The following is a 25,450-nucleotide window of genomic DNA, read 5'->3' as shown; positions in this document are numbered from 1 at the left end:
GCCGGGACACCGGACGGTCGCCCAGTGTGACGAGAGTGTTTCCGGACGTCATATCCCGGCGTGCAGGGCCTGGAAGAACCGGCCGGCGATGGCCGCCCCCGCAGTGGGGTCGCCGCTCTCCGCCAGCACCGCCACCGCCACGTTCCCCTGCCAGCCGACGAACCAGGCCAGCGGCTTGCGCCCCTGTGACGCGGCGGCGGTGACGCCGTGGACCGGGCCTCCCTGAGCCGATGCCAACCGGGCCGAGCCGCCGGTCACCCCGGCGCGCATGAGGGTGCGGAGCGCACTGATCGTCTTTTCGTCGATCTTGACCGGGTCGGGTGACTTCGGCGGCTCGGCCTCGGCCGACGGATCCGGGCTCTTGGGGTTGGTGACGAGGGTCGGCGGACGCCAGGTGCCCGAGGCGATCGCCCCGGCGACCAGGGCCATGGACAGCGGGCTGACCGAGACGTTCTGGCCGGCGATGGCCCTGGCCGTGGCCGCGTCCGTGACCGGCGACCTCATCGCGCCGCTGAAGGACTTCAGCGGCAGGGTCCACCGCGCGTCGATGCCGAACTTGGCGGCGCTGGCCGCCAGCTCGGCGCCGTCGATCCTGCGGGCCAGCGCGGCCAGCGCGGTCACGCAGCCGTCGGCGAAGTTGGCCTGGAAGGTCTGCGTGCTCCCGGCGGGCGGACCTGCCTGGTGGAACTGGGCGCCGCCGACGCTGCGGTCGACGGGGCAGGCCAGTTTCTGCTTGGTGCTGAACCGAGCCTTCAGCAGCGCCTCGACAGACATGATCGAGAAGGTGGTGCCCGCGGGGAACCTCCCGGCCAGGGCGTCCTTCTCCTGGTGATACTCCTTGGTGCTGCCGACGGCCCACACGTTGCCGGTCGAGGCCTGGACCGCGACCAGCATGGCGGGCGTGCTGCCGAGCAGCGCGGCGTCGGCGGCCTTCTGGGTGGAACCGTCGAGGGTGGTGCGGACCGGCGAGGTGGACCGGCTGGGCCGCCATTTGCGCAGCTCGGCCACCTGCTCGTTGGTCCTGAGATCCACCGTGATCACCCGGGTCTCGGTCGATCCGGTCAGGTGCTCCTGGTAGGCCTTCTGCAGCCCGGTCCTGCCGACCGTGTCGCCGGCCCGTTGCGGCCCGCCGAGCTGCTGCTCGGTCTCGGGGGTGACGGCGGTGACCATGCCGACGATCTGGGCGGGAGAGTCGGGCGCGACCGGCTGCTTCGGCGTGGAGACGCTGACGCCCTGGATGGCCACCAGCTTGTCGCGGAGCTGGGCGAACTTGGCACGCCCGAAGGTGACCAGGGGGACCTGCACGTTGGGACGGGCGGACCGGATCCGGCTCAGCAGGCGGTCCTGCGGGAAACCAGTGATCTTGGAGAGCTGCCTGCAGACCGCGACGTCGTCCTTCAGCGTGGCCGGGACGACGTTCGCCACGTACAGTGTCGCCTCCTGCTGGAGCGGGTCGTTCTTGCGGTCGAGGATCGGCTTGCGCCCCTCGGGGATGACGTCCACCGCGAAGCGCTGGCCCTCGTGCAGCTGGGGGTGGAGCACGCTGGGCGACCAGTGCACCTTCCAGTGGCCGTTCACCAGGTGGAGCGGGAGCTTGCCGGTGTACTCCCACAGGGGGTTGTTCTCCCCCAGGTCGACCTCGGCCTCGAAGTCCGCCTCGGACTCGTCGCCCGCGCGCCTGAGCCCCTTGACCGTGAAACGGAACGAGGCCGCGTCAAGCTGAACCTTGGCGTCCTCCAGAGCCCTGCGGACCACTTTCTCGTCCCCGTCGGTGCGCCGGGCGGCCGCGGTGTAGTTGCCCGTCTGCCAGCCGACCAGAAAGTCACGCACCGCCTCGTGGGCCGAGGGCTCCTCGAAACACGCGGACAGCATGGGGACCGTCGTCACCAGCGCGAGCGCCGCGGCGACGGTCCGCCGAGCCTTCCCCGTCACAATTACCTGTTCCTGTGCCTGAGCGCGCGAGCCATCTCGCGCTTGGCCTGATTCTCGGCCAGAGTCTGCCGTTTGTCCCAGTCCTTCTTACCCTTGGCGAGACCGATCTCGATCTTGGCCTTGCCGTCCTTGAAGTAGATCGCGAGCGGCACCAGGGTAAGACCGCCGTCCTTGGTCTTGGAGACCAGCTTTTCGATCTCCTTACGGTGGAGCAGGAGTTTCCGGGTACGGCGCGCCGCGTGGTTGGTCCACGTCCCCATCGTGTACTCGGGGATGTGGACGTTGATCAACCAGGCTTCGCCGTCCTTGATGACGGCGTATCCGTCAACGAGGGAGGCCCGGCCGAGGCGGAGCGACTTGACCTCGGTGCCCTGTAGCACGAGACCAGCCTCGTAGGTGTCCTCGATGTGGTAGTCGTGCCAGGCACGCTTGTTCTGGGCGATGACCTTCCGCCCGGTCTCACGTGGCATGCCCCGAGCCTACCGGCGCCACACGGGACATTCTCCGGTGCGGTGGGCGTCCGCGCCTCGCCGGGAACGCCGTGGCGCGCGACCCGGGGGGAACGCCATGCCCTCCGACGCCTCGCGGAAAGGAAAGGGCGCGAGGCGTCGGCCGACCGGCTCCGCGGCGGCTCGGATTCCGCTGACGCGTCAGACCTTCAGATAACGGCGCAGGGTGACGAACGAGGCGACGACACAGATCAGGACGCCGGTGAACATCGTCCCGATGATGACCTGGGCCACGTCGTTCCAGGTGAGCTGGGTGCCCGCCGCCAGGCTGATCTGCAGGTCCTCGAAGAGGAACACCTTCGTCACGATGAGCAGCACCGCCGACACGACGCCGCCCAGCAGACCGGAGATGATGCCCTCCATGACGAAGGGCAACTGAATGTACAGATTGGATGCGCCGACCAATCGCATGATCCCGGTCTCACGCCTGCGGTTGTAGGCCGACAGGCGGACGGTGTTTCCGATGAGGAGAATCACCGCGAGCACCAGGAAGCCGGCGATCACCAGGGCGAACCAGCGGATTTTCTCCATGAACTCGAAGAAACGATCCAAAATCTTACGCTCGTCCACCACGGCTGAAATGCCTTGAGCACTTTTCAGTGAATCGATCACCGCGGTATACTTTTCCGGATCCCTCAGCTTGATTCGGAAGGACTCGGGCATGTCCTGGACCTGAATCGCCTCAAGCATGATGGTGTTCTCGGCGTACATGCTCTTGAAGTTCTCGTAGGCCGCCGCCGCGTTCTCGAAGTCGACCTGCTGAACCTCGGGCATGGCCTGGATCATTTTCATCAGATCCGTTCGCGCCTGCGCGCTCACACCGGCGCTGCCCTTACAGGAGGGGAAGGCGTCGTTCTTCTTGCACAGGAAGGCCGACACCTCGACCTTCCCCGACCAGAAGCTTCTCATGTTCGCGACCTGAGAGTTGATCATCAGGCCAACGCCCAGCAAGGCCATGCCGATCGCCACGGTCACGATGACCGCGATGGTCATCGTGAGATTACGGCGGAGGCCGATCCAGACCTCAGAGAAGATGAAGTTTGCCCGCATGCTCTTCCTGTCGCTTTTGCCGGTCCTGGTGTCAGTACGCCTGGCCGTACACGCCACGCGACTGGTCTCGGACGATCTTGCCGTCCTCCAGTTCCACTACGCGCTTGCGCATGGAGTCGACGATGGCCGCGTCGTGGGTGGCCATGACGACGGTGGTACCCGTTCGGTTGATCCGGTCAAGCACCTTCATGATGCCGATGCTCGTAGCCGGGTCGATGTTTCCCGTCGGCTCGTCCGCCAGGAGGATCATCGGACGGTTCACGAACGCGCGGGCCATGGCGACCCGCTGCTGCTCGCCACCGGACAGCTCGTCGGGCATCCGGTGGGCCTTGCCCTCAAGCCCCACCAGTTCGACGACCTCGGGCACAACCTTACGGATGAACCGGCGCGGCTTGCCGATGACCTCCAGGGCGAACGCGACGTTCTCGTACACGTTCTTGTTCGGCAGCAGCCGAAAGTCCTGGAAGACACAGCCGATACGGCGGCGCAGGTGCGGGATCTTGAAGTTGGAGAGTCGGGCGAGGTCCTTGCCGGCCACGTGGATCGCCCCCGAGTTCGGGCGCTCCTCCTTGAGGACCAGGCGCAGGAAGGTCGACTTCCCGGACCCCGAGGGGCCGACGAGGAACACGAACTCGCCCTTGTCGACATCGACGCTGACGTGGTCCAACGCGGGCCGGGTCTGGTTCGCGTAGACCTTGGTGACATTATCAAAATGGATCACGGGCGCATCACGGCATGCCAGTCTAGGGGTTAGGACGGTCGCGGTGGTGGCAGAGGTTCACTTCCGCCTCTCGCCTGCCGGGGGGCGCCGGTCTTGACTCTTGATCGACGTTCCGGTTGGCCGAAGCCCAGTCTAGGGGGAAGACTGGCATGGAACGTCCATAACAGAAACAAAACGATTCGGCGCCCGGTAACGACCACATAAAGTAGTTCTGACCTAGGAGCGGGAGGCTCTCATGAGCTGTGAAGACCTCGTCTGCGCCCGGTGCGCCCACCCCGTCGCGGAGGGTCGCTGCCCCCAGTGCCGGGCCTACCGTGATCGAATGCACCATCAGGGCCTCGGCGGCATGACCCCGGCGATGCTCTCGCTGCTGCTGCTCGCACTGCTCTTCCTCACCCTCGCGCTGAAGCACCTCACCGGCACCTGAGAGAACCCCCGAGGGGGCGCCCGGAGACGACCGGCGGAGACGTCTCAGGCATCCCGGGGTCGCCCGCCGGGCACGGAGGACACCTCCCCACCGAAAAAGGAGGGCCCCGGCCGCATGGCCGTGGCGTCACCCGCCGTCGCGGACCGCCGCGTTCCTACCCGTCGACGCCCGACTCCTGGCGGCGGATCCACCGGATCTCCGACTCGATGAACTCGTCGAGATCGCCGTCGAGCACCGCGCTCGGGTTGCCCGCCTCGGTGCCCGTCCGCAGGTCCTTGACGATCTGATAGGGGTGCAGCACGTAGTTGCGAATCTGGGTGCCCCACGAGGTGGTGGACTCTCCCCGGATCTCGTTGAGCGCCGCCGCCTCCTCCTGCCGCTTGCGCTCCAGCAGCTTGGACTGCAGGACCGCCATCGCGGTCGCCTTGTTCTGCAGCTGGGAGCGCTCGTTCTGGCAGGAGACCACGATGCCGGTGGGCAGGTGGGTCAGCCGGACCGCGGAGTCGGTGGTGTTGACGCCCTGGCCCCCGGGGCCGGAGGAGCGGTAGACGTCGACCCGCAGGTCGTCCTCGTTGACGTCGATGTGATCGGTCGTCTCGACGACCGGCACCACGTCCACCCCGGCGAAGGAGGTCTGCCGGCGGCCCTGGTTGTCGAACGGGCTGATCCGCACCAGGCGGTGCGTGCCGTGCTCGCCCCGGAGGGTGCCGTAGGCGTAGGGCGCCTTGACCGTGAAGGTGGCCGACTTGATGCCGGCCTCCTCGGCGTAGGAGGTCTCGTAGACCTCCGTCGGGTATCCCTTGCGCTCGGCCCACCGGATGTACATCCGCAGCAGCATCTGGGCCCAGTCCGCGGCGTCCACGCCACCGGCCTGGGAGTTGATCGTGACGACCGCCTCACGGGCGTCGTACTCGCCCGAGAGCAGGGTGCGGACCTCCAGGGCGCCGATGTCGCTCCTGAGGGACGCCAGCTCGCGGCCGGCCTCCTCGCGGGTCTCCTCGTCGTCCTCGGCGGCGGCGAGCTCGTACAGGACGCCCAGGTCCTCCAGCCGGCGCCCCAGGGACTCCACCCTGTTGACCTCACCCTGGAGGTAGGAGAGCCTGCTGGTGACCTTCTGGGCCCGGTCCTGGTCGTTCCACAGGTCGGGCGCGGCGGCCTGATCTCCGAGCTCCTCGATCTGCTTGCGCATCACGTCGAGGTCGAGCACGTCCTGAACGCTGTTCAGGGTGCCGACAAGCTCGTTGATCTCTTCTGCCGGATCGATGACTGCCACGTCTGTAAAGGGTACGCGACCGGCGAACCCCGTTGTGTACGGCTCGCACCCCCGCCATGGCTAGCATGGGCGCCGAGGAGATCGTGAGGAGGCGGACGTGCGAGGACGTGGGCGACGGGGGCTGCTCGCGCTCACCCTGGTCCTGGTGACCGTCACCGCGGCGTGCTCGGATTCCGGCGGCTCCGCCCCGAGGCGGAGCCTGGCGGCCACCGGCGCGGCCTCCACCCCCGCCGCCCTGGCCGGCCCCCCGGTCACCCAGGCGCAGGCGGGCCGGGCGCTGGCCGGTCTCCTCGGCGCCGAGGGGGTGCTGGGGAGTGCCGGGCCGCATCTGGACGCCGATCGCAGGAACGTCCTGGCGCAGACGCGCGACGCGCAGGAGGCGCTCACCTCTGCCGCCTTCAACGGCTCGGCCGACGCCTTCCCCCGCTACACCTGGGGCAGCCCGCGACTGCTGGTCCCCCGGGAGCAGCGGGCACCCTTCTGGTTCGCCGCGATCGTGGATCGGGAGGACGAGGCGGGCAAGGTGCGCACCGCCATACTGACCGTGACAAAGTACGGCGAGCGCTCCTGGTATCTCAGCTCCACCTCACTGCTGGAGCCGGGCGCGCGGGCGCCGGAGGTCGCGACGGACGCGCAGGGGTACGCCACCGCGCTGGACGACGACGATCCGACCACGGCGATCAGCCCCCGGCTCATGGCGCCGCTGCACGCGACCTCCGCCGAGGAGGGCACCGCGGGGTTCGCCGCCGGGCTGATCGAGAAGGGGCCGCACACCACCGGCTACGCCGAGGAGATCGCGGGCAGGCGTCCGAAGTACAAGACCGACTGCCTGGGCTACGACTCGATCTTCGGCGCGAGCAACTACCCGGTGCACGCGCTACGCACCGTCGACGGCGGCGCCGTGGTGATGTACTCGCTGGTCAGGACCACCACCGTGACCTCCAAGATCGAGCCGTGCGCGGAGATCAGGGTTCCGCCGAACGCCGAGAAGCTGGCCTCGGAGCCCGGCGCCCGCAAGGAGTTGCGGACCGTGGAGACGCAGCAGTACGTGAGCACCGTCCCGGCGAAGAACAGCCGCAGGCCGGCCAGGGTGATCGGCTACCTCGGCGGCGTCACCAAGGTGTTCGCCAACTGACCGGCCCCGAGGCCGCGAGACCCCGGAACCGTGAACGGGCCGGCCCTCGGAGCCGTGAGACCCCGAGATCCCGGAGCCGGCGACGGGCCGGCCCCGGGAACCGTGAAAGCCGACCGGCGCCCGGGAGCCGTGAAGGCGGGCCGGACCCCGGAGCCCCGGAGGCGGGCCGGACCCCTCGGTGGGATCCGGCCCGGCTCAGGTCACCGCTCGCTGTGCGGGAGGCCGGTGGAGGCCACCAGCGTGCGGATGGCGCGCAGCGCCACCGACAGAGTGGCGAGGTCGAAGTTGTCGCTCTCCCAGATCTCCGACAGGGTCTGCCGGGACCGGGCGACCGCCGCCGAGTTGGCCTTGGTCCAGCGCGCCAGCCGCTCCTCGGGGGTCAGTCCCGGCGTGCTGTGCGCCAGGACGTCGCGGGTGAGTGAGGCGTGCGCGGCGTAGAGGTCGTCGCGGAGCGCGGCCCTGGCCATGGAGTTCCACCGGCTGTCCCTGGGCAGCGCGATCACACGCTCACGCAGCCTGGCCACCTGGAGCCGGTCGGCCAGGTCGAAGTAGACCTCGGCCACCTCGTTCACCGGACGGCCGGTCTGCGCGGCCACCTCGACCAGGTCGAAGGTGGAGTAGGCCGGCACCATGGCGGCGACCCGCTCGGCCATCTCCCCGGGCACGCCCCGGGAGACGAAGGCGTCGCGCCGCTCCTCGAACCCCGCCAGGTCGGATCCGGTCAGCAGCTTGGGCAGGTGCGGCAGGAGGCCGTTCATGCCCTTGGCGAAGAAGTTCACCGTGGAGGCGAGGTCCAGCGGCGCGCGCCGGTTGCCGAGCAGCCAGCGGGTGCCCCGCTCGGCGAGCTTGCGGGCCTCCAGCTCCATGGCGATCTGGGTGGAGGTGTCCACCTTGTTGTCCAGCGCCTCGATCTGCCGCCAGAAGCTCGGCAGGTCGAAGACCTCACGGGTGACCAGGTAGGCGCGGGCGATGTCCGGGGTGGACGCGCCGCTCTCCTCGCCGAGGCGGAACATGAAGGTGGTGCCGCTGGAGTTGACCAGGTCGTTCACCACCCCGGTGGTGATGATCTCCCGGCGGAGCGGGTGGGAGTCCATGTAGTGACGCATGCGCTCGCGCAGCGCCGACGGGAAGTAGGACACCAGCCAGGAGGCCAGGTAGGGGTCGTCGGGCAGGTCGGAGCCGAGGATCTGGGCGTCCGCCACCAGCTTGGTGTAGGCCAGCAGCACCGAGAACTCCGGCGCGGTCAGCCCGAGCCCGGCCTGGCGCCGCTCGGCGAGCGCCTTGTCCGTCGGCAGGAACTCCAGCTCACGGTTGATCAGCCCGGCCCGCTCCAGCTTGCGGAGCTGGCGCGAGTGGATGTGCAGCATCTCGGACGCCTGCGCGCGGGCCGCGGCCAGCACCACGTTCTGGTCGTAGTTGTCGCGCAGGACCAGTCTGGCGACCTCGTCGGTCATGTCGAGGAAGAGCTGGTTGCGCTGCTTGTCGGTGAGCTCGCCGTCCCGGACCGCCCGGTCCAGCAGGATCTTGATGTTCACCTCGTGGTCGGAGGTGTCCACCCCCGCGGAGTTGTCGATGAAGTCGGTGTTGACGAGCCCGCCGCCACGCGCGAACTCTATCCGGGCGAGCTGGGTGAAGCCCAGGTTGCCGCCCTCACCGATCACCTTGCAGCGCAGCTCGGAGGCGTTGACCCGCAGGCTGTCGTTGGCCTTGTCGCCGACGTCGCCGTGGGACTCGTTCGACGCCTTGACGTAGGTGCCGATGCCGCCGTTCCAGAGCAGGTCCACCGGGGACCGCAGGATGGCGCTGATCAGGTCGTTGGGGGCCAGCGACGTCACCCCGTCGGCGATGCCGAGCGCGACGCGCATCTGCGGCGACACCGGGATCGACTTGGCCGTGCGCGGCCAGACCCCGCCGCCGGGCGCGATGAGCGAGGCGTCGTAGTCCTCCCACGAGCTGCGCGGCAGCGCGAACAGCCGGGCCCGCTCGGCGTAGCCGCGCGCGGAGTCGGGGTCGGGGTCGACGAAGACGTGCCGGTGGTCGAAGGCCGCGATCAGCCGGATGTGCTGGGAGAGCAGCATGCCGTTGCCGAACACGTCACCGGACATGTCTCCGACGCCGGCCACGGTGAAGTCGGTGGTCTGGATGTCCACGCCGGCGGTGCGGAAGTGATACTTGACCGACTCCCAGGCACCTCGGGCGGTGATGCCCATTCCCTTGTGGTCGTAGCCGATGGAGCCGCCGGAGGCGAAGGCGTCGCCCAGCCAGAAGCCGTACTCCTTGGCGACCTCGTTGGCGATGTCGGAGAACTTCGCGGTGCCCTTGTCCGCGGCGACCACCAGGTAGGTGTCGTCCTCGTCGTGCCTGACCACGTCGGCGGGCGGGACCACCTGGCCGTCGACCAGGTTGTCGGTGATGTCCAGCAGGCCGGAGATGAAGGACCGGTAGCAGGAGACGCCCTCGGCGAGCACCTCCTCACGCCCGCCCGACTTCGGCGGGTTCTTCACCACGAAGCCGCCCTTGGAACCGGTGGGGACGATGACGGTGTTCTTCACCATCTGCGCCTTCACCAGCCCGAGGACCTCGGTACGGAAGTCCTCCATCCGGTCCGACCAGCGCAGGCCGCCTCGGGCGACCTTGCCGAAGCGCAGGTGCACGCCCTCGACCCTGGGCGAGTAGACGAAGACCTCGAACTTCGGCCGGGGCAGCGGGAGCACGCTGATCGACGGCGAGTCGAACTTCAGGCTGATGTACGGCTTGCGCTCGCCGTCCACCGTCTGGAAGTAGTTGGTCCGCAGGGTGGCGTTGATCATTTCCAGGTAGGCCCGCAGGATGCGGTCCTCGTCCAGCGACGCGACGTCGTCCAGGGCGCCGAGGGTCTCCTCGTTCAGCGCCTCGCTCAGGTCCGAACGGACGTCGCCGGCGCGCCGGGGGTCGAGCCTGGCCTCGAACAGCCGCACCAGCAGCCGCGCGAGCCGTACGTTGCCGAGCAGCACCCGCTCGATGTAGTCCTGGCTGAACGTGGTCCCCGCCTGGCGCAGATACTTGGCGTAGACCCGCAGGATCTCGGCCTGTTCCCAGGTCAGCCCGGCGGCCAGGACGAGCGCGTTGAATCCGTCGCTCTCCACCCGGCCCCGCCACAGCGCGCCGAAGGCGTCCTGGAACAGCCGCTTGAACTCGTCCCTGTCCACCTCCGACGAGGGGGTGTAGCGCAGGCCGAAGTCGTAGATCCAGGCGTCCTTGGTCGCCGGGTCGTTGTCCCGGTCGATCTCGTACGGCCGCTCGTCGACCACCTCGACGCCCATCCGCTGGAGCAGCGGCAGCACGTGCGAGAGGGAGATGGACGCACCGATCCGGTAGAGCTTGAACCGGCGCTCGCCCTCCGCGGCGTCGTAGGGTTCGTAGAGGTTCATCCCGATCTCGTCGGGTGATCCGGCGAGCGCCTCCAGGCGGCGCAGGTCGGCCACGGCCGTACTGGCCGGGAAGTCGGCCTTGTAGCCCTCGGGGAAGGCGTTGGCGTACCGGCGGATGAGCGCGGGGGCCTCCTCCTGGGGGCTCAGCTCGGTGATGGCGTCCGCCAGGTCGTCGTCCCAGGAGCGGGTGGCCGCGGCCAGATCGGCCTCCAGCTCCTCCACGTTCACCGTGTCGGCGCTCAGCGGCTTGCCCCGCTCACCGCGCACGACCACGTGCAGCCGGGCCAGGGCGGACTCGCCGATCATCGCGCTGTAGTCGAAGGAGGCCCCGCCGACCGCCTTGAGCAGGATCTCCTGCATCCTGATGCGGATCTTGGTGGTGTAGCGGTCACGCGGGAGGTAGATCAGGAAGGAGATGTAGCGGCCGTAGTCGTCCGGCCGGAGGAAGACCTTGACCTGCTTGCGCTCGCGCAGCCTGAGCACGCCGAGCGCTATCGGCATCAGCTGCTCCACCGAGGTCTGGAAGAGCTCGTCCCGGGGGAAGGTCTCCAGTATCTCGATGAGGTCCTTGCCGTCGTGGCTGTCGGGGGCCAGCCCGGCCAGGTCGAGGACCTCGGCCAGCTTGCGCCGGAGCACCGGGATACGGGAGATCGACTCGCTGTAGGCCACGTGGGTGAACAGGCCGAGGAAGCGCCGCTCACCGACGACCTCGCCCCCGTCGTCGAAGAGCTTCACGCCGACGTAGTCGAGGTAGGCCGGGCGGTACACGGTGGCGCGGGTGTTGGCCTTCGTGATGATCAGCATCTGCTGCTTCTCACGGGCCTTTGCCCGCAGCTCCGGGGGGAGGGCGGCGAAGCTCTCCGACCCCGCCTTGTCGTGGCGGAGTATGCCGAGACCGGTCCCGGGCATCGGGCGCAGCGCGTCGCCGCCCTCGCCCGCCTCCAGCCGGTACTCGCGGTACCCCAGGAAGGTGAAGTGCCCGTCGGCCAGCCAGCGCATCAGCTCCAGGCTGTCGGTCACCCCCGACGGGTCCAGCGGCGGCGGGTTGACCGACACGTCCTCGGCGGTCTGTACGGCGAGGGCCTGCATCTTGGCGAAGTCCTCGACGGTGTAGCGCACGTCCTCCAGGACCCGCTGCAGGTCGGTCTCCAGCTGCTTGAGCGTGGCCGGGTCGGCCTGCCGGTCGATCTGGAACTGCATCCAGGACTCGACGAGCGCCTGCTCGGCGTCGTCCTCCGTGGCCAGGCCGCGCAGGGCCCCGGCGACGTCCCTGCGCACCCGCATCTGGGGGTGGACGACCCGGCGCGCGGTGATCCCGTGCCGGTCCAGCTCCATGGTCACCGAGTCGACCAGGAAGGGCATGTCGTCGGTGACGACCTCGACGACGGAGCAGCCGGGCTCCCAGCCGTGCTCCTCCATTCTCGGCGTGTACGCCCGCACCAGGGCCCGGCCCTGGGGGCGCCGTTCGGCGAGTCGCCGCTGGGCCCTCGCCGGGCCGTAGACGTCGACCGGGTCGCGGCTCAGCAGATCCTCTGGCGCGACATGCCGGTAGTAGAGCCTGAGAAAACCGAGTGCCTGCTCATCACTCACGTGGTTGCCGCCGGGCATGCGCGCGCAGATCTTCGCGGCACTCCTCAGCAGCTCGTCCTTCGCCTCGTCGAGCGGCATGTCGCTCTCACTCCTTTGTGAGGGATTTTTCATATTTTGATGGGATTCACGATGAAACTCGTCGTTCCCACGACGGGGAAAGCGAATTGGGCGTGCGCGCCCTGCCGGATAGGGCACCCCGTCGAAATACCTCTACCCAGCTTCATACCGATACGTCACCCGGCCAATGTGTGACATGTCCGCCATAGGCAGCGGTCTTGTCATGGTGGGCCGGTCTTCGGCCAGTTGCCGTGGGTCGTGATGGGCCCCCGGTGCCTCGCCACCGTCAGCGCAGGACCGAAGATCCCCCGGTCGGGGGCGACGGATCCTTGCTGGGAGAGGGCGGTGAGACAAGCATCCCACATGGTGGGCCGGGAGGGGCGGTGGCACCGCCGGGCGAGTCCGGTCTTACCGGTGCTCCCCTGCCGGGCCTCACCGGTGTGTCCCGGACGGATCGCGTTCCCCACCGGCGTGGGGAACCCGGTTCCGCGGAACTCGCCGGGCCGAGCCGGCCGGTCCCTGAGGTCCGGCGGTCTCATCGTCCCAAGCACCTCGAACCGCCCCAGGGGAGCCCTCGGACCGGAGCGATGGGACGAAATCACCCACTGCTCGCCGAAACCTCGCCCATCGGGCATGGCCCGTGGCACAACACCTCCAGCGGCCATCTACCTCGATCCCCGTTGACCGAAGCATGCCGCCGCTCTTGATACCACCCGAAAAGCTGCAAAACGTCAACGTGGTCCGGTCGTCGCCGAGGTCCCGGAGGATCCGGCCCGACGACACCCGGCGGCTTCGGAAGCCCGCCCATCCCGGAGGCCCGGTACGCAGCCGATCCAGGGGATCAGGCTCCGCACGGACCGCAGGGTCACCCCTGCCCGGCGAGGGCCGTGGAAGGCCCGCATGTCTCGCAAACCGTACGAACCCGCAACGGGTGGGCTCGACGACTCCGCAGTGTTCCACGTACGGCTCCCACTCGCGTGCTGTCTCAAAAAAACATCTCAAAAGGCGTCTCAGAACGATGTCTCAGAACGGTGTCGCGAAAAGGCCGCCGAGGGCGCTCGAATCCAGGGGCCGTCCGGCACCTCCCCCGGGGGAGCCGAGGGGATGCGACGGGCCCGGAGATCCCGAAGGGCCGGATCGGCGCGGCACTCAGGTGGCGGAGGACGCCTCAGCGGTGCGGGTCGGTGAGGGGCAGGTGCCGGTACACCGTGGCGCGGGACACCCCGAGTACGGCGGCGATCTCCGCCGCGGTGCGCGAGCCGCCCGCGTGCATCCGCCGCGCGGTGTCGATCATCTCGGGGCTCATCACGCCGGGCCTGCCGCCCGTCCGGCGGCGCGGCTCCGGGGGGACTCCGGGGTCCGCTGCCGCCACCCCGTGCTCCCGGGTGGCCTCGCCGAACAGCCCGCGCACGCCGGCCAGTACCTCCCGCCTCAGCGATTCGGTGGGCGTGCCGGCGAGGAGGACGATCGGGTCGCCGAGCATGGCGACGGCCTGGGCCGCGCGCACCCGCTCCGCCAGGTCCGGATCGGGCCCCGCCACCAGGCGTCTCGCCTCGCCGGAGACCCGGACGAAGCGGTGGAGGACCGGATCCCCGGTGAGCGAGGCGAGGTCGTGAAAGATCGGGCGCAGCACCCGCCGGTGGGTGAGATACGCCTCCAGCACGCCCTCGACCACCTTCCGGCGCGCCTCTCGCGGATCCGGCCCGGCGGCGGCGGTCACGGCCGCCTCCAGGTCGCGGACCAGGGGTTCGGCCAGCGCGGCCAGGATGTCGGCCTTGGCGGGGAAGTGGTAGAGAACCGCGGTCTTGGTCAGGCCCAGCCGTTCGGCGATCCTCCGCACCGGCGTGCGCTGGTAGCCGTACCGGGCGAAAAGGTCGAGCGCCGCCCGCAGGATCCTCACACGGGTGTCCGGTGAGGTCGTCTCGCCCACGGGACAAGCCTAGCGCTCCCCTGACCGCCGGTCGGCAACCCGGCTGACATTACTGACCACCGGTTAGCGATGGGGGCTCCGAGGGAGATCAACAGTGGGCGACCGGGACGATAAAAGCTGATCTGTCCCCCCGGGTGAACCGACTCTTCCGACAAAAGATCCACACATCATCAAAGTGATACGAATGTGACCAACCAAGCGGGCCCTCCGGCCGTCTCACCGGGCAGGCGATACCAACCCATCGGGGAGACGATCATGCGGCCCGCTCCGGACAGGCGGACATTCCTTCGAGCCGGCGGCCTGGCCGCTCTGACCCTGGGGGCCGGATCCCCCGCCTGGGCGGCCCCGGCCCCGTCCGACTGGAACGCCCTGGGCCGGGGACTGGACGGCAGGCTCGTCCGGCCCGGCGACGCCGTCTACGACACGGCCCGCCGCCTGTTCAACCCGGCCTTCGACGCGGTACGGCCGGCAGGCGTGGCCTACTGCGCCCACCCCTCGGACGTGGTGGAGTGTGTGAACTTCGCCCGCCGGACGAACGTGCCGCTGGCTGTACGCTCGGGCGGCCACTCCTACGGCGGCTGGTCGACCGGGACCGGCCTCGTCCTCGACGTCTCCCGGATGAACAAGGTCACCCGGACCGCCGGGCGCGCGACCGTCGGCGCGGGCGCCAAGCTCGTCGACGTCTACGACCGGCTCGCCGCGAGCGGGGTGAGCATCCCGGCGGGGACCTGCCCCACGGTGGGGGTCAGCGGGCTGACACTGGGCGGCGGGATCGGCGTGGTGTCCAGGAAGTACGGCCTGACCTGCGACGCGATGGAGTCGGTCCAGCTCGTCACGGCCGACGGCCGGCTGCTGACCTGCGACGCCGACCACCACCCGGACCTCTACTGGGCCTCGCGGGGCGGGGGCGGCGGCAACCTCGGCGTGGCGGTCTCCTTCGGTTTCCGGACCCACGCCACCCGCGAGGTCACCGTGTTCTTCCTGCACTGGCCGTGGGCGAAGGCCGCCAGGGCGCTCCGGGCGTGGCAGTCCTGGATGCCCACGACACCCGACGAGATGTGGTCCACGATGCACCTCGGCAACGACGGCGGGACGGACGTGCAGGTCGGCGGGCTCTACCTGGGCGACAGAGCGGCCTGCGAGCGTCTGCTCGACCGGCTGGCGGACCGGATCGGCCCGGTCTCCACCACGTTCGTCCGGCAGACCTCCCACCGCCACGCCATGATGATCATGGCGGGCTGTTCCACGCTCTCGGTCTCCCAGTGCCACCGGCCGGGCTCCCTGCCGGGACAGACCCGCGACGGCAGGCTCAGCCGGGACAACTTCCGCGGCAAGTCGCACATGGCCTACCGCCCGCTCTCCGAGGCGGGCGCCAGGGCGCTGGTCGCCGAGGTCTCCCGTCCTGGCAACCACACGGTGCTCCTGGACGCCCTCGGCGGCGCGGTCGGCAGGGTCGGCCCCGAGGCGACGGCCTTCCCGCACCGGAGTGCCCTCTACAGCGTCCAGTACTACGCCCACCGCGCCGGAGCGGCCGGATGGGCCAGGAACGCGCACGCCGCGATGCGCCCCCACTTCGGCGACCACGCCTACGTCAACTACGTCGACCCCGAGCTGAGCGGCTGGCGCGCGGCCTACTACGGGGCCAACGCCACCCGCCTCGCCCGCGTCAAGGCGGCCTACGACCCCGGCCGCCTCTTCCGCCTCCCCCAGGGCATCTGAACGCGGCGGAGGGGGCCTGGGGATCTCACCTGCCGTAATCGCTCTTGCCGGCCGTAATTGAGTGGACCCGCACGGGGACGGGTCGGCAGGATCGAAGGCATGCGCAACTGGCCACTCTTCGGGCTCCGGGTGACCACCCCTCGCCTCGAACTCCGGCTTCCGTCCCTCGACGACCTGGACGCCCTCGGCGACCGCGCCGCCGAGGGCGTCCACGCCCCGGGCCTCCTGCCGTTCCTGACGCCCTGGAGCGAGGGGGAGCCGGCCGAGCGGGCCCGGGGAACCGTTCAGTTCCACTTCCGCCAGTGGGGCGCATGGTCTCCGGAGAAGTGGGACTGCCCCTTCGTCGTGGTCTTCGACGGGCAGGTCGTCGGCACCCAGGGGCTGGCGGGCGCCGACTTCGCCGTCACCCGGGAGGTCTCCAGCGGCTCCTGGCTCGGCCGCCGGTTCCACGGCCTGGGCATCGGCACCGAGATGCGCGCGGCAGTACTCCACCTGGCCTTTCACGGCCTCGGGGCCCGCTACGCCACCTCCGGGGCGTTCGCCGACAACCCCGCCTCCCTGGCGGTCTCCCGCAGGCTCGGCTACGTCGGCGACGGAGTTCAGATCCACAACCGGCAGGGGGAACCCGTGGAGACGCTCCGCCTGCGCCTCTCCCGCGACGACTGGACCACCCCGCCGGGGTTCGAGATCCACGGCCTCGCCCCCTGCCTCCCCCTCTTCGGCGCCGCCCCGGCCTGATCGGCCTCTGCGACGCCGGACCTCACCCCGGTGAGACGGGAGGTTCGGCCACCGGGGTGAAGTACGACAGAACCTCGGGGTTGGCCATGGCGTCGAGGTTGGCGGCCCGCTCGGGCGGGATGCCGAGGAGGATCTTACGGATGGGAACCTCCAGCTTCTTGCCGCTGAGAGTGCGGGGGATGCCGGGAACCTCGATGATCTCGTTCGGCACGTGGCGGGGGGAGAGTTCCCCCTTTAGCGCCTTACGCAGACTCATGATCAGCTTGCCGGACAGGGGGACTCCCTCGACCATGGTGACGTAGAGCAGCAGGCGCCCCTCCTGGCCGAGCCGGCCGGTGTCGATCACCAGACTGTCGGCGATCTCCTCGAAACGCTCGACCACGCGGTAGAACTCGCTGGTCCCCATCCGGACGCCGCCCCGGTTGAGGGTGGAGTCGGAGCGGCCGTAGATCACACAGCCGCCATCGGGGAGGATCTTGATCCAGTCGCCGTGCCGCCAGACGCCCGGATAGTCGGCGAAGTAGCTCTCCCGGTACCTCGTCCCGTCGGGGTCGTTCCAGAACATGACCGGCATCGACGGCATGGGCACGGTCAGCACCAGCTCACCCACCTCGCCGACCACCGGCGTGCCCGACGGGCCGAACGACTCGACCTTGGCCCCCAGGCAGCGGCACGGGATGACACCCGCGCGGACCGGGAGCAGCGGAACCGCGCCGACGAAGCCGGTACAGACGTCGGTGCCGCCGGAGAACGAGCCGAGCTGGACCTCCGGCAGCGCCTCGTGCACCCAGGCGAACCCCTCGGGCGGCAGCGGCGAGCCGGTGGAGCCGAGACCACGCAGCGCGGTGAGCCCGGAGGGCCGCAGCCCCGCCTTCATGGACGCGACGAGGTACGGCGCGCCGGTCCCGAAGTAGGTGACCTCCTCCTCGGCGGCCAGCCGCCACAGCGCGTCGGTCTCCGGGTAGGTGGCCGCCCCGTCGTAGAGCAGCACCGCCGAACCGGTCAGCAGGCCGCCGACGAGGTAGTTCCACATCATCCAGCCGGTCGTGGTGTACCAGAAGAAGACGTCGTCCTCGCCCAGGTCCTGATGGAAGGAGAGCGCCTTGAGGTGCTCAAGCACCACACCACCGTGGCCGTGCACGATCGGCTTGGGCAGCCCGGTGGTGCCGGAGGAGTAGACGACCCAGAGCGGGTGGCCGAAGGGCACCGGCTCGAAGGCGAGCGGTCCGGCCGTGGCCCGCAGGTCCGCCCAGTCCACCGTACGGCCTCCGCCCGACGACGGCCCGTCCTCGCCGGAGACGTCCGGGCCGGGCATCCGCACCCGCGCGGCCAGCCCCGGCAGCTTGGCGGCGATGTCCTGAACCACCTGGACCCGGTCGAACCACTTGCCGTTGTAGGCGTAGCCGTCGACCGCGATGAGCACCTTCGGCTCGATCTGGGTGAAACGGTCGATCACGCTGGGCGCGCCGAAGTCCGGCGAGCAGGAGGACCAGACGGCCCCCAGGGAGGCGGTGGCGAGGAAGGCGATGAGCGTCTCGGGCACGTTCGGCGCGTAGGCCGCGACCCGGTCCCCCCGGCCGACCCCCAGCCCGGCGAGCCCCATCCGGACCCGCGCGACCTCCTCGGCCAGCTCGCCCAGGGTGAGCGTACGGCGCCCGCCCACCTCGCCACGGAAGATCACCGCCGGTCGGCCGGGGTCGTCGGCGGCCCGGCGCAGCGCGTTGGCCGCGTAGTTCAGCCTCGCCCCGGCGAACCACTCGACGCCGGGCATCGTCCCGGACATGACGGGTCCGTCACCGCGCTCCCCCACGACGCCGAAGTAGTCCCAGATCGACGTCCAGAACTCGGCCGGGGCCTCCACCGACCACTCCCACAGGGCCTGGTAGTCAACGGGCCGGCCGAGCCACTCCAGATAGCGGGTGACCTTGGCCTTCTCCACGATCTCCGGAGTGGGCTCCCACAGCAGCGCGCCTTCCTCAACCATGGCCCCATCCTCTCGGCGCCCCACCGGAATGTCATCCCCGGGGCCACACACCCCCGAAGCCCCCGATGTGGACCGGCCACGCAGGTTCCCCACCCCCGAGCCGAGCCCTCGACCGCCCTACCGGTTAAGGGCTCGGCACCGGGAAAGGCAGGAGAGCCACGAGCAGGCCCAAGCGGTCCCGGGGCACGAGGTCAGTCAACACCCGCTGAAAACACCTCCACATCGAGACCGTCGTCAGCTTTCCCGACGATCTGGGTATCCGCTGTCACCCGCACAGCCTCGATGCGCCTCATTCCAAAGCGTGTACGCGCAGCCGCCGCCCGTCTGAATTCATGCTTCGGTCGCCTGGCTTTCAGGGGTGATGGGTCCTCGCCCCCGGCGGCCCGGTCCGTCGTCCGGCCGGCCGACCCGTCAGCCGACGTCGCGGCGGCGGAAGCCGTACAGGCCCGCGGCCACCAGCGCGGCGGCGATCGCCGTCAGCGCGAGCAGCGGCGACGCCGTCACCTCCCCGCCGGGGAGCTTGGGCAGGTGACTGAAGGGCGACAGGTCCAGCAGCGCCTGGGGCAGGTCCAGCAACGCGCCGACCTGACCGAACAGGAGAAACACCGCCAGCGCCGCCCATGCCCCGGCGACCAGCCTCGGCAGCAGGCCGAACAGCGCGACCGCCAGGGCGGCCAGGGACCACACCGCGGGCAGCTGCGCGAGCGTCGCGCCCAGCACCCTGGGCAGCTGACCGGCGAGGTCGTCGGCGCCGGCGCCGTAGGCGACCCCGACCGCCAATCCGAGGACCACCAGCACCACGACCGGGCCGAGCAGCGCGAACACCAGGTGGCTCGCCATCCAGCCGGCCCTGCTCACCGCGACGGCCAGGATCGGCTCGGCGCGCATGAGCGTCTCCTCGGTGCGCATCCGCAGCGCGGCCTGTACGGCGTAGCCGGAGGCGCCGATACCGAAGATGCTCAGCACGCCCGCGATGAAGACGTCCGCCACGTTCGTGGTGCCGCCCAGCCTGGCCATCATCTCCATCAGCTGCCTGTTCTCGGCCATCGCGTCGGCCGCGGTCTTCGCCGCGCCGCCGATCACCAGGCCGAAGAGGATAAAGCCCGCGCTCCAGCCGAGCAGCGCCCCACGGTGCAGCCGCCAGGCCAGCGCCAGTGGGGAGGCGAAGCCGGGGGCCGCCCGCGCCGGGCCGAGGCGCGGCGGCAGCAGACCCGCCGCGACGTCTCTCCGCCCGGCCAGGACGTAGGCGACGGACGACAGCACCACGAGCACCGCGAGCGACAGGGCCAGGGGCCACCAGACCTCACCGGCGAAGGGGCGCAGCTTCTGGCCCCAGCTGATCGGCGACAGCCAGGACAGCCCCGAGGCGCCGGTCGAGTCGCCCGCCATCCGCAGCAGGTAGGTGCCACCGAGCACCGAGAGGGCGATCGCGCGGGCGCCGCCCGCGCTCTCGGTCAGCTGCGCGGCGACCGCGCCCACGGCGGCGAACACCATGCCGACCATGGCATAACCCAGGCCGGTGGCGATCGCGCCGGAGGCCGGGTACCCCTGCTTGGTGAAGGAGACCATGATGATCAGCGCGACGACCAGGTTGGCCGACGCCGTCACGATCAGCGCGGCCGACAGCCCCGCGTGCCGGCCGAGCACGGTGGAGCCGAGCAGTTCGCGGCGGCCGGCCTCCTCCTCCACCCGGGTGTGCCTGATCACCGTGAGCAGGCTGGCCAGGCCCAGCAGCACGGGGGTGAATCCGGCACGCCACACGCCCAGCGCGGCGGCGTTCCAGTGCGTGACCGGGCCGTAGAGCGCCTCAAGCGCCGGGCCGGCGAAGGCGGCGGCGAACTGCCGCAGCGCCTGATCGGTCGTGTAGAGCTTGGCGATGCCCGTGGTCTGGCTGATCGGCAGCACGGCCAGGATCAGCCCCCAGAGCGGCATGATCACCCGGTCTCGGCGCAGGATCAGCCTGACGAGCGCGCCGGTGCCGGTCATCGGACCGGCTCACTCTGGTAGTGGCGCATGAACAGCTCTTCCAGGGTCGGCGGCCGGCTCGTGAGCGAGCGCACGCCGGAGTCCGACAGCTGCCGCAGCACCTCGTCCAGCCGGCCGGTGTCGACCTCGAAGTCCACCCGGTTGCCGTTGACGCGCAGTTTGTGGACACCGTGCAGCCCGTTGGGCGGGGTGGCCAGCTCGGCGGTGATCGACGTGCGGGTCAGGTGGCGCAGCTCGGCCAGCGTGCCGGTCTCGACCGTACGGCCGTCGCGGATGATGCTCACCCGGTCGCACAGCTTCTCGACCTCGGCCAGGATGTGGCTGGAGAGCAGCACCGTACGGCCCTGCGCGCGGATCTCGGCGACGCAGTCGGTGAAGACCGCCTCCATCAGCGGGTCCAGGCCGGAGGTCGGCTCGTCCAGCAGCAGCAGCTCCACGTCGGAGGCGAGCGCGGCGACCAGGGCGACCTTCTGCCGGTTACCCTTGGAGTAGGCCCGCCCCTTCTTCCTCGGGTCCAGGTCGAACCGCTCGATCAGGTCCTTCTTACGGGCCTCGTTGAACCCTCCGCGCAGCCGCCCGAGCAGGTCGATGACCTCGCCACCCGACAGGTTGGGCCAGAGGGTGACGTCGCCGGGCACGTAGGCCAGACGGCGGTGGAGCTCGACGGCGTCCTTCCAGGGATCGCCGCCCAGTAGGCGAACCGCGCCGGAGTCGGCCCGGAGCAGGCCGAGCAGGACGCGGATCGTGGTCGACTTCCCGGAGCCGTTCGGGCCCAGGAAGCCATGCACTTCACCAGGCTGGACCTCAAGGTCCAGGCCGTCCAGTGCGCGTGTCCGGCCGAAGCTCTTCGTCACGCCGGACACGGAGATGACGTTACTCATGCTTTAGACTGTACAGAGACTTCAGACGCACGTGAAAGTAATAAATACGGATTCTTGACGCCCGGGAGGTGGACCGATGCGAGACGAGGAGGCCGTGCGCCAGTTCGTGGAGCGCATGAGCCGGCAGCTGTCCGATTGGGGGTTCCCGCCGATGGCGGCCCGCGTGCTGTTCGCCGTGATGACCGCGGAGGAGGACACGCTCAGCGCCCTCGACCTGGCCGAGCGGCTCGACGTCAGCTCCGGCGCCGTCTCCGGCGCCGTACGGTATCTCACCGACAGCGGCCTGCTCCGCCGGGAGCCGGTGCCCGGCTCCCGGCGCGACCTCTACCGCCTGGCCAACGAGTCCTGGTGGGAGGCCAGCCTCACCAAGATGAACCGGCTCAAGTCCATCGCCGACGCCGCCGACGAGGGGGTGGCCGCCCTCGGCGGCCCCGACACCCGCTCCGGCCGCGCCATAGCCGAGATGCGCGACTTCTTCATCTTCTGCCATGACGAGGTCCCGCTGATGATGGAGAAATGGCGGGAACGACAGGCCGCCCAGGACTGACCCCCGCCAGACCGCCCGTCACCACCGCGCTCGCCCCGTCCGGCCCAACCCGGAAACCGGATCGGGGCGCGCGACCCCTGTCGAGGGAAAACCACTCCGACGGGGCCGGGTCCAGCCCAGATCAGAGAATAAGCAAAGCGCCATTCCCTGACATTTTTACACAAAATACTTAATTAACATTCTTCTCATCTACGAGTTTAAGGAACTCGACGAGCTGCCACATCGAACTCGAAGGGTTGTTGTTGGGGGGCTCTCCGAGTTTTTTGGCTCGATGAGCTGCCACCTCAATGTCAGCCCGAAAATCTTCCATCTTCAAGTTTGCCTTATCCCATTTTGGGAGAATTTTCTTGAGCTCCCGCTCCGCTTCCTTGGCATTTTGAAAGGAGCGCCTCCAGTCCACTTTGTGGAGGATTAGCCATACCTCAAAGCAGGGTTCAGAGAGTGCGATTCGAACACCGCAAACATCAGCCTTTTTTAAGGCATCCGCCACATTAAAATTATCCACGTCGCAAACACACCAGACGTGATCGTATCCAGAGTTGATCTTCTCCGATATTCCGTGGTCAACCAATGCCAGCGGCGCATAATTCTTAAAAGAGATATGAAATGGCTGCCCCCACCTCTCTCGCTTCAGTGCCCCAAGGTACTGCTTCTCGGTATTCTTTCCATTGGAAAGAACCAGTATTGTTGAGCCGCTGTCCTTGAATGCTTTACGGCGGCCCAGGTCTGTTTCCCTTCCCTCCCCCAGTGTGACCCCGCGCGCGTGGGCATTAGGAGCTCTCCTCGGGGTCACCCGCATCCCCCCTACTCGTTAACGCCTTTACAAATAGCTCATCCGAGACAATCGGAATGGCGCCGTAACTTCCGTTGAGGTAGCGGCGTTGCCGATTTTCCTGCTTGCGTGGATGAAAATCAGACAGCGGAAACAGAGTCGATGCCCCGTCATCCCCTTTCTCCGTAAACCAGATCTGGTCCCTACACAGGATATCGCTGCCCTCAAGAGAGCCCAAAAGCGTTGAATCATGTGTAGTCAATATAAGTTGTGCACCTTTTTTATTAACCTCGAAGTTCTGAAACAGTCTGATAAGACTAGCCGTCAGTACAGGATGAAGGCTGGAGTCGATCTCGTCCACGAGAAGCAGTGAGCCGCCGTGTAATACACTCTCCGCCTTGAGTGCGAGATCGAAAAGCTGGCGAGTTCCCGTCGATTGATCAGTCCACTCCAGAAAAACCTCGCCCTGCGCCCCCGTGTGACTAAAAAGGAGACGACGCCCATTGCCCCGTACCATTCGGTAGCCTGGCCCCAGAGCCTCTCTCCCGGAGAGGAAATCTAGATCTGGTTGCTCCTGCTCTGAATCAGAGGGGGCGCTTAGCAGTACATCCTGAAGGCCAAGGTCCGCAGCACGGACGAGATCTATGACAATCTCTTTTCGCCTTTTGTCTTCCAGTCGTTCGATATATCTTGACAGGTTTCGCTGACTAAGGAAGTGTGACTGCTGAAGACTGACCTTAACATTTCGGTAGAACCAGTTGAACACAGGGATTACCGGTTCCTGTCGAGCGCGGGCTGCGATCGTCAAGAAAAGCGCATTGGGTGCCGTTATTTCGACCACCCTGTCCAATGGAGTTCGTTGCGCCTCTTCTCCGAAATGAAAAGCGCTCCCATTTCGCTCAAAGATGACCCGCCGTCGCTTTAGCGGATAACTGTACAGCCATTCCTCTAGAATTTCGTTGTCGTCAAGCGCAAATCCATACGTATAACGTATCCCTTCAATCATCAAGTCAACAACGTACCGAGAAGGCTCTACCGCCACTCCGGGATCAAGCCGATACGGCGAACGCTCCACCCCCGTATCGGGATCGGACTCTCTATCCGAGTAGATTGCCAGGCGCTGCATATCGACAAGGGCGCCGATGGTGTTCGATTTTCCAGATGCATTGGCGCCAAAAATCCCCACTACCGGAAGTGCGTGAATGTCGTCTGGATAATCCGATTCGTACGCTGGTAGCAGGTTAAGCTGCTGTTCATCCCGAAACGAACGATGATTAGCAAAACGAAAGCTCAGCAACATCTGATGATCACCCTCTTGTTTTCTGGGGCTACATCCTGTTCTGTGCAAGTGACTTGCAAGTATCAGCCTGTAGCCCTGCGGCCATCAAATCACATCATTCCTTAGTACTCCAGCTTTACTTAGTGGTCTCTGAGGCGTCGTCGCCGGTAGTGACCTCGCCGGGCGTGTGTCCGGTGACGTAGCCCCTGATGTGCCCCGTTTTCCAAGGCCGCCAGCATCGCCAGGGTGGCGCTCAGCCCGCCGTGCGCCTGTGACTGCTCGGCGGGCAGGTGCGGCAGTGGTGGCAGGGTCGTCAGCAGCGAATGAGCCGCCGACCGGTTCATAAGGGCAGGCGTGGCGGACCTGGGCCGCCGACCCCAAGGGGTTCGAGCGGCGGCTCGCCAACGCCTGACCGGACGGCACGCCCACCGACGATGTCGCCGAGCCGTACCCTCCAAGTCCGGCTTCCCCTCGCCCCGTCCGTTCAAGTCCGCAGACGAAGCGCGGGCTCATCCACGGGCGGTAAGCGGTGACCTGGTGGATGAGAACGACCGGCCCGGGCCCCCAAGGGCCAGGTTCCGGATGCCCGAGGTCGGCCTCTTGTCCCGTACGGCCATCTCGTACGGTGCCATCCAAGGTCGGCTGGCCGCGACCAGGCCGCTGAGGGGTACCGCTATCCCCGGGCCGCGAGGATGGCGGCCAGGGCGGCGGTGATGTTGGCCTCGGCGGTCGCCTTGTCGACACCGAGGCCGGCGAGCACGCCCGCGCCGTCTTCGAGTTCCAGCAGTGCGAGCAGGATGTGCTCGGTCCCGACGTAGTTGTGCCCCATCCGCAGGGCCTCCCGGAACGTGAGTTCCAGCGCCTTCCGTGACCCCGAGTCGTACGGAATGACCTCGGGCACCTGATCCGCCGCCGGCGGCAGCGTCGCGGCCACGGCCTGCCGGACGGTCTCCAGTGACACGCCCTGCGCGACGATCGCCTTCGCGGCAAGCGCGTCCGGCTCGCTCAGCAGCCCCAGTGCCAGGTGCTCGGGGCGGACCTCGCTGTTGCTCGCCGCGTGAGCCTCGTTGTGCGCCGCCATGACGACGTTCCTCGCCCGCGGGGTGAACCGGCTGAACCCCTGGCTGGGATCGAGGTCCGACACCTCGCCGGGCCCCTTGGGGACGAAGCGCTTCTGAGCCGCCTGCTTGGTGACCCCCATGCTCCTGCCGATGTCGGTCCAGGACGCGCCCGAGCGTCGCGCCTGGTCGACGAAGTGGCCGATCAGATGGTCGGCCACGTCGCCGAGGTGGTCCGCGGCGATGACCGCGTCGGAGAGCTGGTCAAGGGCGTCGGAGTGCGCCTTCTTGATGGCCTCGATCAGGTCGTCGAGGCGGATGGGATGCGTCCTGCGCGTTGGATCCGTCATGCGTCAACCATAGGTTGACGATCCACGTATCGTCAACCTCAGGTTGACGATATGTGGATCACGCCACCCCGACGGCTCACCCCCGTCTTCCGGCCGAACACC

The 25,450-nt window shown here is 68.4% G+C and carries 19 protein-coding genes; 5 read left to right on the top strand and 14 right to left on the bottom strand.

Annotated elements, in window-relative coordinates; all coding sequences use genetic code 11:
- Positions 1-48: 48 nt before the first annotated feature.
- The 4 genes from ABZ194_RS04100 to ftsE all read right to left on the bottom strand — a co-directional run bounded on the left by ABZ194_RS04100 (position 49) and on the right by ftsE (position 4,212).
- Positions 49-1,932, bottom strand: a complete 1,884-nt coding sequence (locus ABZ194_RS04100) for a penicillin-binding transpeptidase domain-containing protein (protein ID WP_355592068.1) — start codon at positions 1,930-1,932, stop codon at positions 49-51.
- Positions 1,933-1,934: 2 nt separating this feature from the next.
- Positions 1,935-2,402 carry an SsrA-binding protein SmpB gene (gene smpB, locus ABZ194_RS04095; protein ID WP_355592066.1) on the bottom strand — a complete coding sequence of 156 codons (468 nt, stop codon included), beginning with the start codon at positions 2,400-2,402 and terminating at the stop codon, positions 1,935-1,937.
- 180 nt (positions 2,403-2,582) lie between these two features.
- Positions 2,583-3,491 (bottom strand): permease-like cell division protein FtsX, encoded by a 909-nt coding sequence (gene ftsX / locus ABZ194_RS04090; protein ID WP_355592190.1) that lies wholly within the window; start codon positions 3,489-3,491, stop codon positions 2,583-2,585.
- A gap of 31 nt (positions 3,492-3,522) precedes the next feature.
- Positions 3,523-4,212 carry a cell division ATP-binding protein FtsE gene (gene ftsE / locus ABZ194_RS04085; RefSeq protein ID WP_355592064.1) on the bottom strand — a complete coding sequence of 230 codons (690 nt, stop codon included), beginning with the start codon at positions 4,210-4,212 and terminating at the stop codon, positions 3,523-3,525.
- A 235-nt stretch (positions 4,213-4,447) separates the two neighbouring features.
- Here ftsE and ABZ194_RS04080 point away from each other — a divergent pair, with 235 nt between their 5' ends.
- Positions 4,448-4,639, top strand: coding sequence for a hypothetical protein (locus ABZ194_RS04080; RefSeq protein ID WP_355592062.1), 192 nt, complete (start codon positions 4,448-4,450; stop codon positions 4,637-4,639).
- Between the two features lie 154 nt (positions 4,640-4,793).
- Here the strand turns inward: ABZ194_RS04080 and prfB are convergent, their stop codons facing one another.
- Positions 4,794-5,912: a peptide chain release factor 2 gene (gene prfB / locus ABZ194_RS04075; RefSeq protein ID WP_355592060.1), complete on the bottom strand. Its 1,119-nt coding sequence runs from the start codon at positions 5,910-5,912 to the stop codon at positions 4,794-4,796.
- 97 nt (positions 5,913-6,009) lie between these two features.
- Between prfB and ABZ194_RS04070 the strand changes: the two genes are divergently transcribed.
- A complete protein-coding gene (locus ABZ194_RS04070) occupies positions 6,010-7,047 on the top strand; it encodes a hypothetical protein (RefSeq protein ID WP_355592058.1) in 1,038 nt (345 codons plus the stop codon).
- A gap of 200 nt (positions 7,048-7,247) precedes the next feature.
- Here the strand turns inward: ABZ194_RS04070 and ABZ194_RS04065 are convergent, their stop codons facing one another.
- Together ABZ194_RS04065 and ABZ194_RS04060 are read right to left on the bottom strand one after the other, a co-directional pair.
- The gene (locus tag ABZ194_RS04065; RefSeq protein WP_355592056.1) at positions 7,248-12,125 is read right to left on the bottom strand and encodes an NAD-glutamate dehydrogenase; all 4,878 of its coding nucleotides are present in this window, start codon (positions 12,123-12,125) and stop codon (positions 7,248-7,250) included.
- Positions 12,126-13,272: 1,147 nt separating this feature from the next.
- Positions 13,273-14,034, bottom strand: coding sequence for a TetR family transcriptional regulator (locus tag ABZ194_RS04060; RefSeq protein ID WP_355592054.1), 762 nt, complete (start codon positions 14,032-14,034; stop codon positions 13,273-13,275).
- A gap of 255 nt (positions 14,035-14,289) precedes the next feature.
- Here ABZ194_RS04060 and ABZ194_RS04055 point away from each other — a divergent pair, with 255 nt between their 5' ends.
- Complete coding sequence (locus tag ABZ194_RS04055) at positions 14,290-15,753, top strand: FAD-binding oxidoreductase (protein ID WP_355592052.1); 1,464 nt, start codon at positions 14,290-14,292, stop codon at positions 15,751-15,753.
- 99 nt (positions 15,754-15,852) lie between these two features.
- Positions 15,853-16,491 (top strand): GNAT family protein, encoded by a 639-nt coding sequence (locus ABZ194_RS04050; RefSeq protein WP_355592050.1) that lies wholly within the window; start codon positions 15,853-15,855, stop codon positions 16,489-16,491.
- Positions 16,492-16,513: 22 nt separating this feature from the next.
- Here ABZ194_RS04050 and ABZ194_RS04045 read toward each other — a convergent pair whose 3' ends face one another.
- The 3 genes from ABZ194_RS04045 to ABZ194_RS04035 form a co-directional block, all read right to left on the bottom strand.
- Positions 16,514-18,475, bottom strand: coding sequence for an acetoacetate--CoA ligase (locus ABZ194_RS04045; protein ID WP_355592047.1), 1,962 nt, complete (start codon positions 18,473-18,475; stop codon positions 16,514-16,516).
- A 411-nt stretch (positions 18,476-18,886) separates the two neighbouring features.
- Positions 18,887-20,461 carry an ABC transporter permease gene (locus ABZ194_RS04040; protein ID WP_355592045.1) on the bottom strand — a complete coding sequence of 525 codons (1,575 nt, stop codon included), beginning with the start codon at positions 20,459-20,461 and terminating at the stop codon, positions 18,887-18,889.
- Entirely contained in the window at positions 20,458-21,342 is an 885-nt protein-coding gene (locus ABZ194_RS04035) for an ABC transporter ATP-binding protein (RefSeq protein WP_355592043.1), read from the bottom strand. Before ABZ194_RS04035 ends, ABZ194_RS04040 begins: the two co-directional genes overlap by 4 nt.
- 76 nt (positions 21,343-21,418) lie before the next feature.
- Here ABZ194_RS04035 and ABZ194_RS04030 point away from each other — a divergent pair, with 76 nt between their 5' ends.
- The gene (locus tag ABZ194_RS04030) at positions 21,419-21,889 is read left to right on the top strand and encodes a helix-turn-helix domain-containing protein (protein WP_355592041.1); all 471 of its coding nucleotides are present in this window, start codon (positions 21,419-21,421) and stop codon (positions 21,887-21,889) included.
- Positions 21,890-22,058: 169 nt separating this feature from the next.
- Here ABZ194_RS04030 and ABZ194_RS04025 read toward each other — a convergent pair whose 3' ends face one another.
- The 4 genes from ABZ194_RS04025 to ABZ194_RS04010 all read right to left on the bottom strand — a co-directional run bounded on the left by ABZ194_RS04025 (position 22,059) and on the right by ABZ194_RS04010 (position 25,348).
- Positions 22,059-22,682: an RloB family protein gene (locus ABZ194_RS04025; RefSeq protein ID WP_355592039.1), complete on the bottom strand. Its 624-nt coding sequence runs from the start codon at positions 22,680-22,682 to the stop codon at positions 22,059-22,061.
- On the bottom strand, positions 22,660-23,961 hold the full coding sequence (locus ABZ194_RS04020) for an ATP-binding protein (RefSeq protein WP_355592037.1): 1,302 nt from the start codon (positions 23,959-23,961) through the stop codon (positions 22,660-22,662). Before ABZ194_RS04020 ends, ABZ194_RS04025 begins: the two co-directional genes overlap by 23 nt.
- A gap of 119 nt (positions 23,962-24,080) precedes the next feature.
- Positions 24,081-24,284 carry a hypothetical protein gene (locus ABZ194_RS04015; RefSeq protein WP_355592035.1) on the bottom strand — a complete coding sequence of 68 codons (204 nt, stop codon included), beginning with the start codon at positions 24,282-24,284 and terminating at the stop codon, positions 24,081-24,083.
- Positions 24,285-24,613: 329 nt separating this feature from the next.
- Positions 24,614-25,348 (bottom strand): Clp protease N-terminal domain-containing protein, encoded by a 735-nt coding sequence (locus ABZ194_RS04010; RefSeq protein WP_355592033.1) that lies wholly within the window; start codon positions 25,346-25,348, stop codon positions 24,614-24,616.
- Positions 25,349-25,450 lie beyond the last annotated feature (102 nt).

This window comes from Streptosporangium sp. NPDC006007 (assembly GCF_040614315.1).
GTDB lineage: Bacteria > Actinomycetota > Actinomycetes > Streptosporangiales > Streptosporangiaceae > Streptosporangium.
The sequence above is the reverse complement of the archived record's forward strand: the minus strand, read 5'-3'. Positions and strand labels throughout refer to the sequence as shown.

Bases quoted from the DNA above. Each gene is read 5' to 3' on its own strand.
- smpB (WP_355592066.1), bottom strand. From the start codon at position 2,402: ATGCCACGTGAGACCGGGCGGAAGGTCATCGCCCAGAACAAGCGTGCC.
- ftsX (WP_355592190.1), bottom strand. From the start codon at position 3,491: ATGCGGGCAAACTTCATCTTCTCTGAGGTCTGGATCGGCCTCCGCCGT.
- ABZ194_RS04080 (WP_355592062.1), top strand. From the start codon at position 4,448: ATGAGCTGTGAAGACCTCGTCTGCGCCCGGTGCGCCCACCCCGTCGCG.
- ABZ194_RS04065 (WP_355592056.1), bottom strand. From the start codon at position 12,125: ATGCCGCTCGACGAGGCGAAGGACGAGCTGCTGAGGAGTGCCGCGAAG.
- ABZ194_RS04055 (WP_355592052.1), top strand. From the start codon at position 14,290: ATGCGGCCCGCTCCGGACAGGCGGACATTCCTTCGAGCCGGCGGCCTG.
- ABZ194_RS04050 (WP_355592050.1), top strand. From the start codon at position 15,853: ATGCGCAACTGGCCACTCTTCGGGCTCCGGGTGACCACCCCTCGCCTC.
- ABZ194_RS04045 (WP_355592047.1), bottom strand. From the start codon at position 18,475: ATGGTTGAGGAAGGCGCGCTGCTGTGGGAGCCCACTCCGGAGATCGTG.
- ABZ194_RS04040 (WP_355592045.1), bottom strand. From the start codon at position 20,461: ATGACCGGCACCGGCGCGCTCGTCAGGCTGATCCTGCGCCGAGACCGG.
- ABZ194_RS04035 (WP_355592043.1), bottom strand. From the start codon at position 21,342: ATGAGTAACGTCATCTCCGTGTCCGGCGTGACGAAGAGCTTCGGCCGG.
- ABZ194_RS04030 (WP_355592041.1), top strand. From the start codon at position 21,419: ATGCGAGACGAGGAGGCCGTGCGCCAGTTCGTGGAGCGCATGAGCCGG.
- ABZ194_RS04020 (WP_355592037.1), bottom strand. From the start codon at position 23,961: ATGTTGCTGAGCTTTCGTTTTGCTAATCATCGTTCGTTTCGGGATGAA.
- ABZ194_RS04015 (WP_355592035.1), bottom strand. From the start codon at position 24,284: ATGAACCGGTCGGCGGCTCATTCGCTGCTGACGACCCTGCCACCACTG.
- ABZ194_RS04010 (WP_355592033.1), bottom strand. From the start codon at position 25,348: ATGACGGATCCAACGCGCAGGACGCATCCCATCCGCCTCGACGACCTG.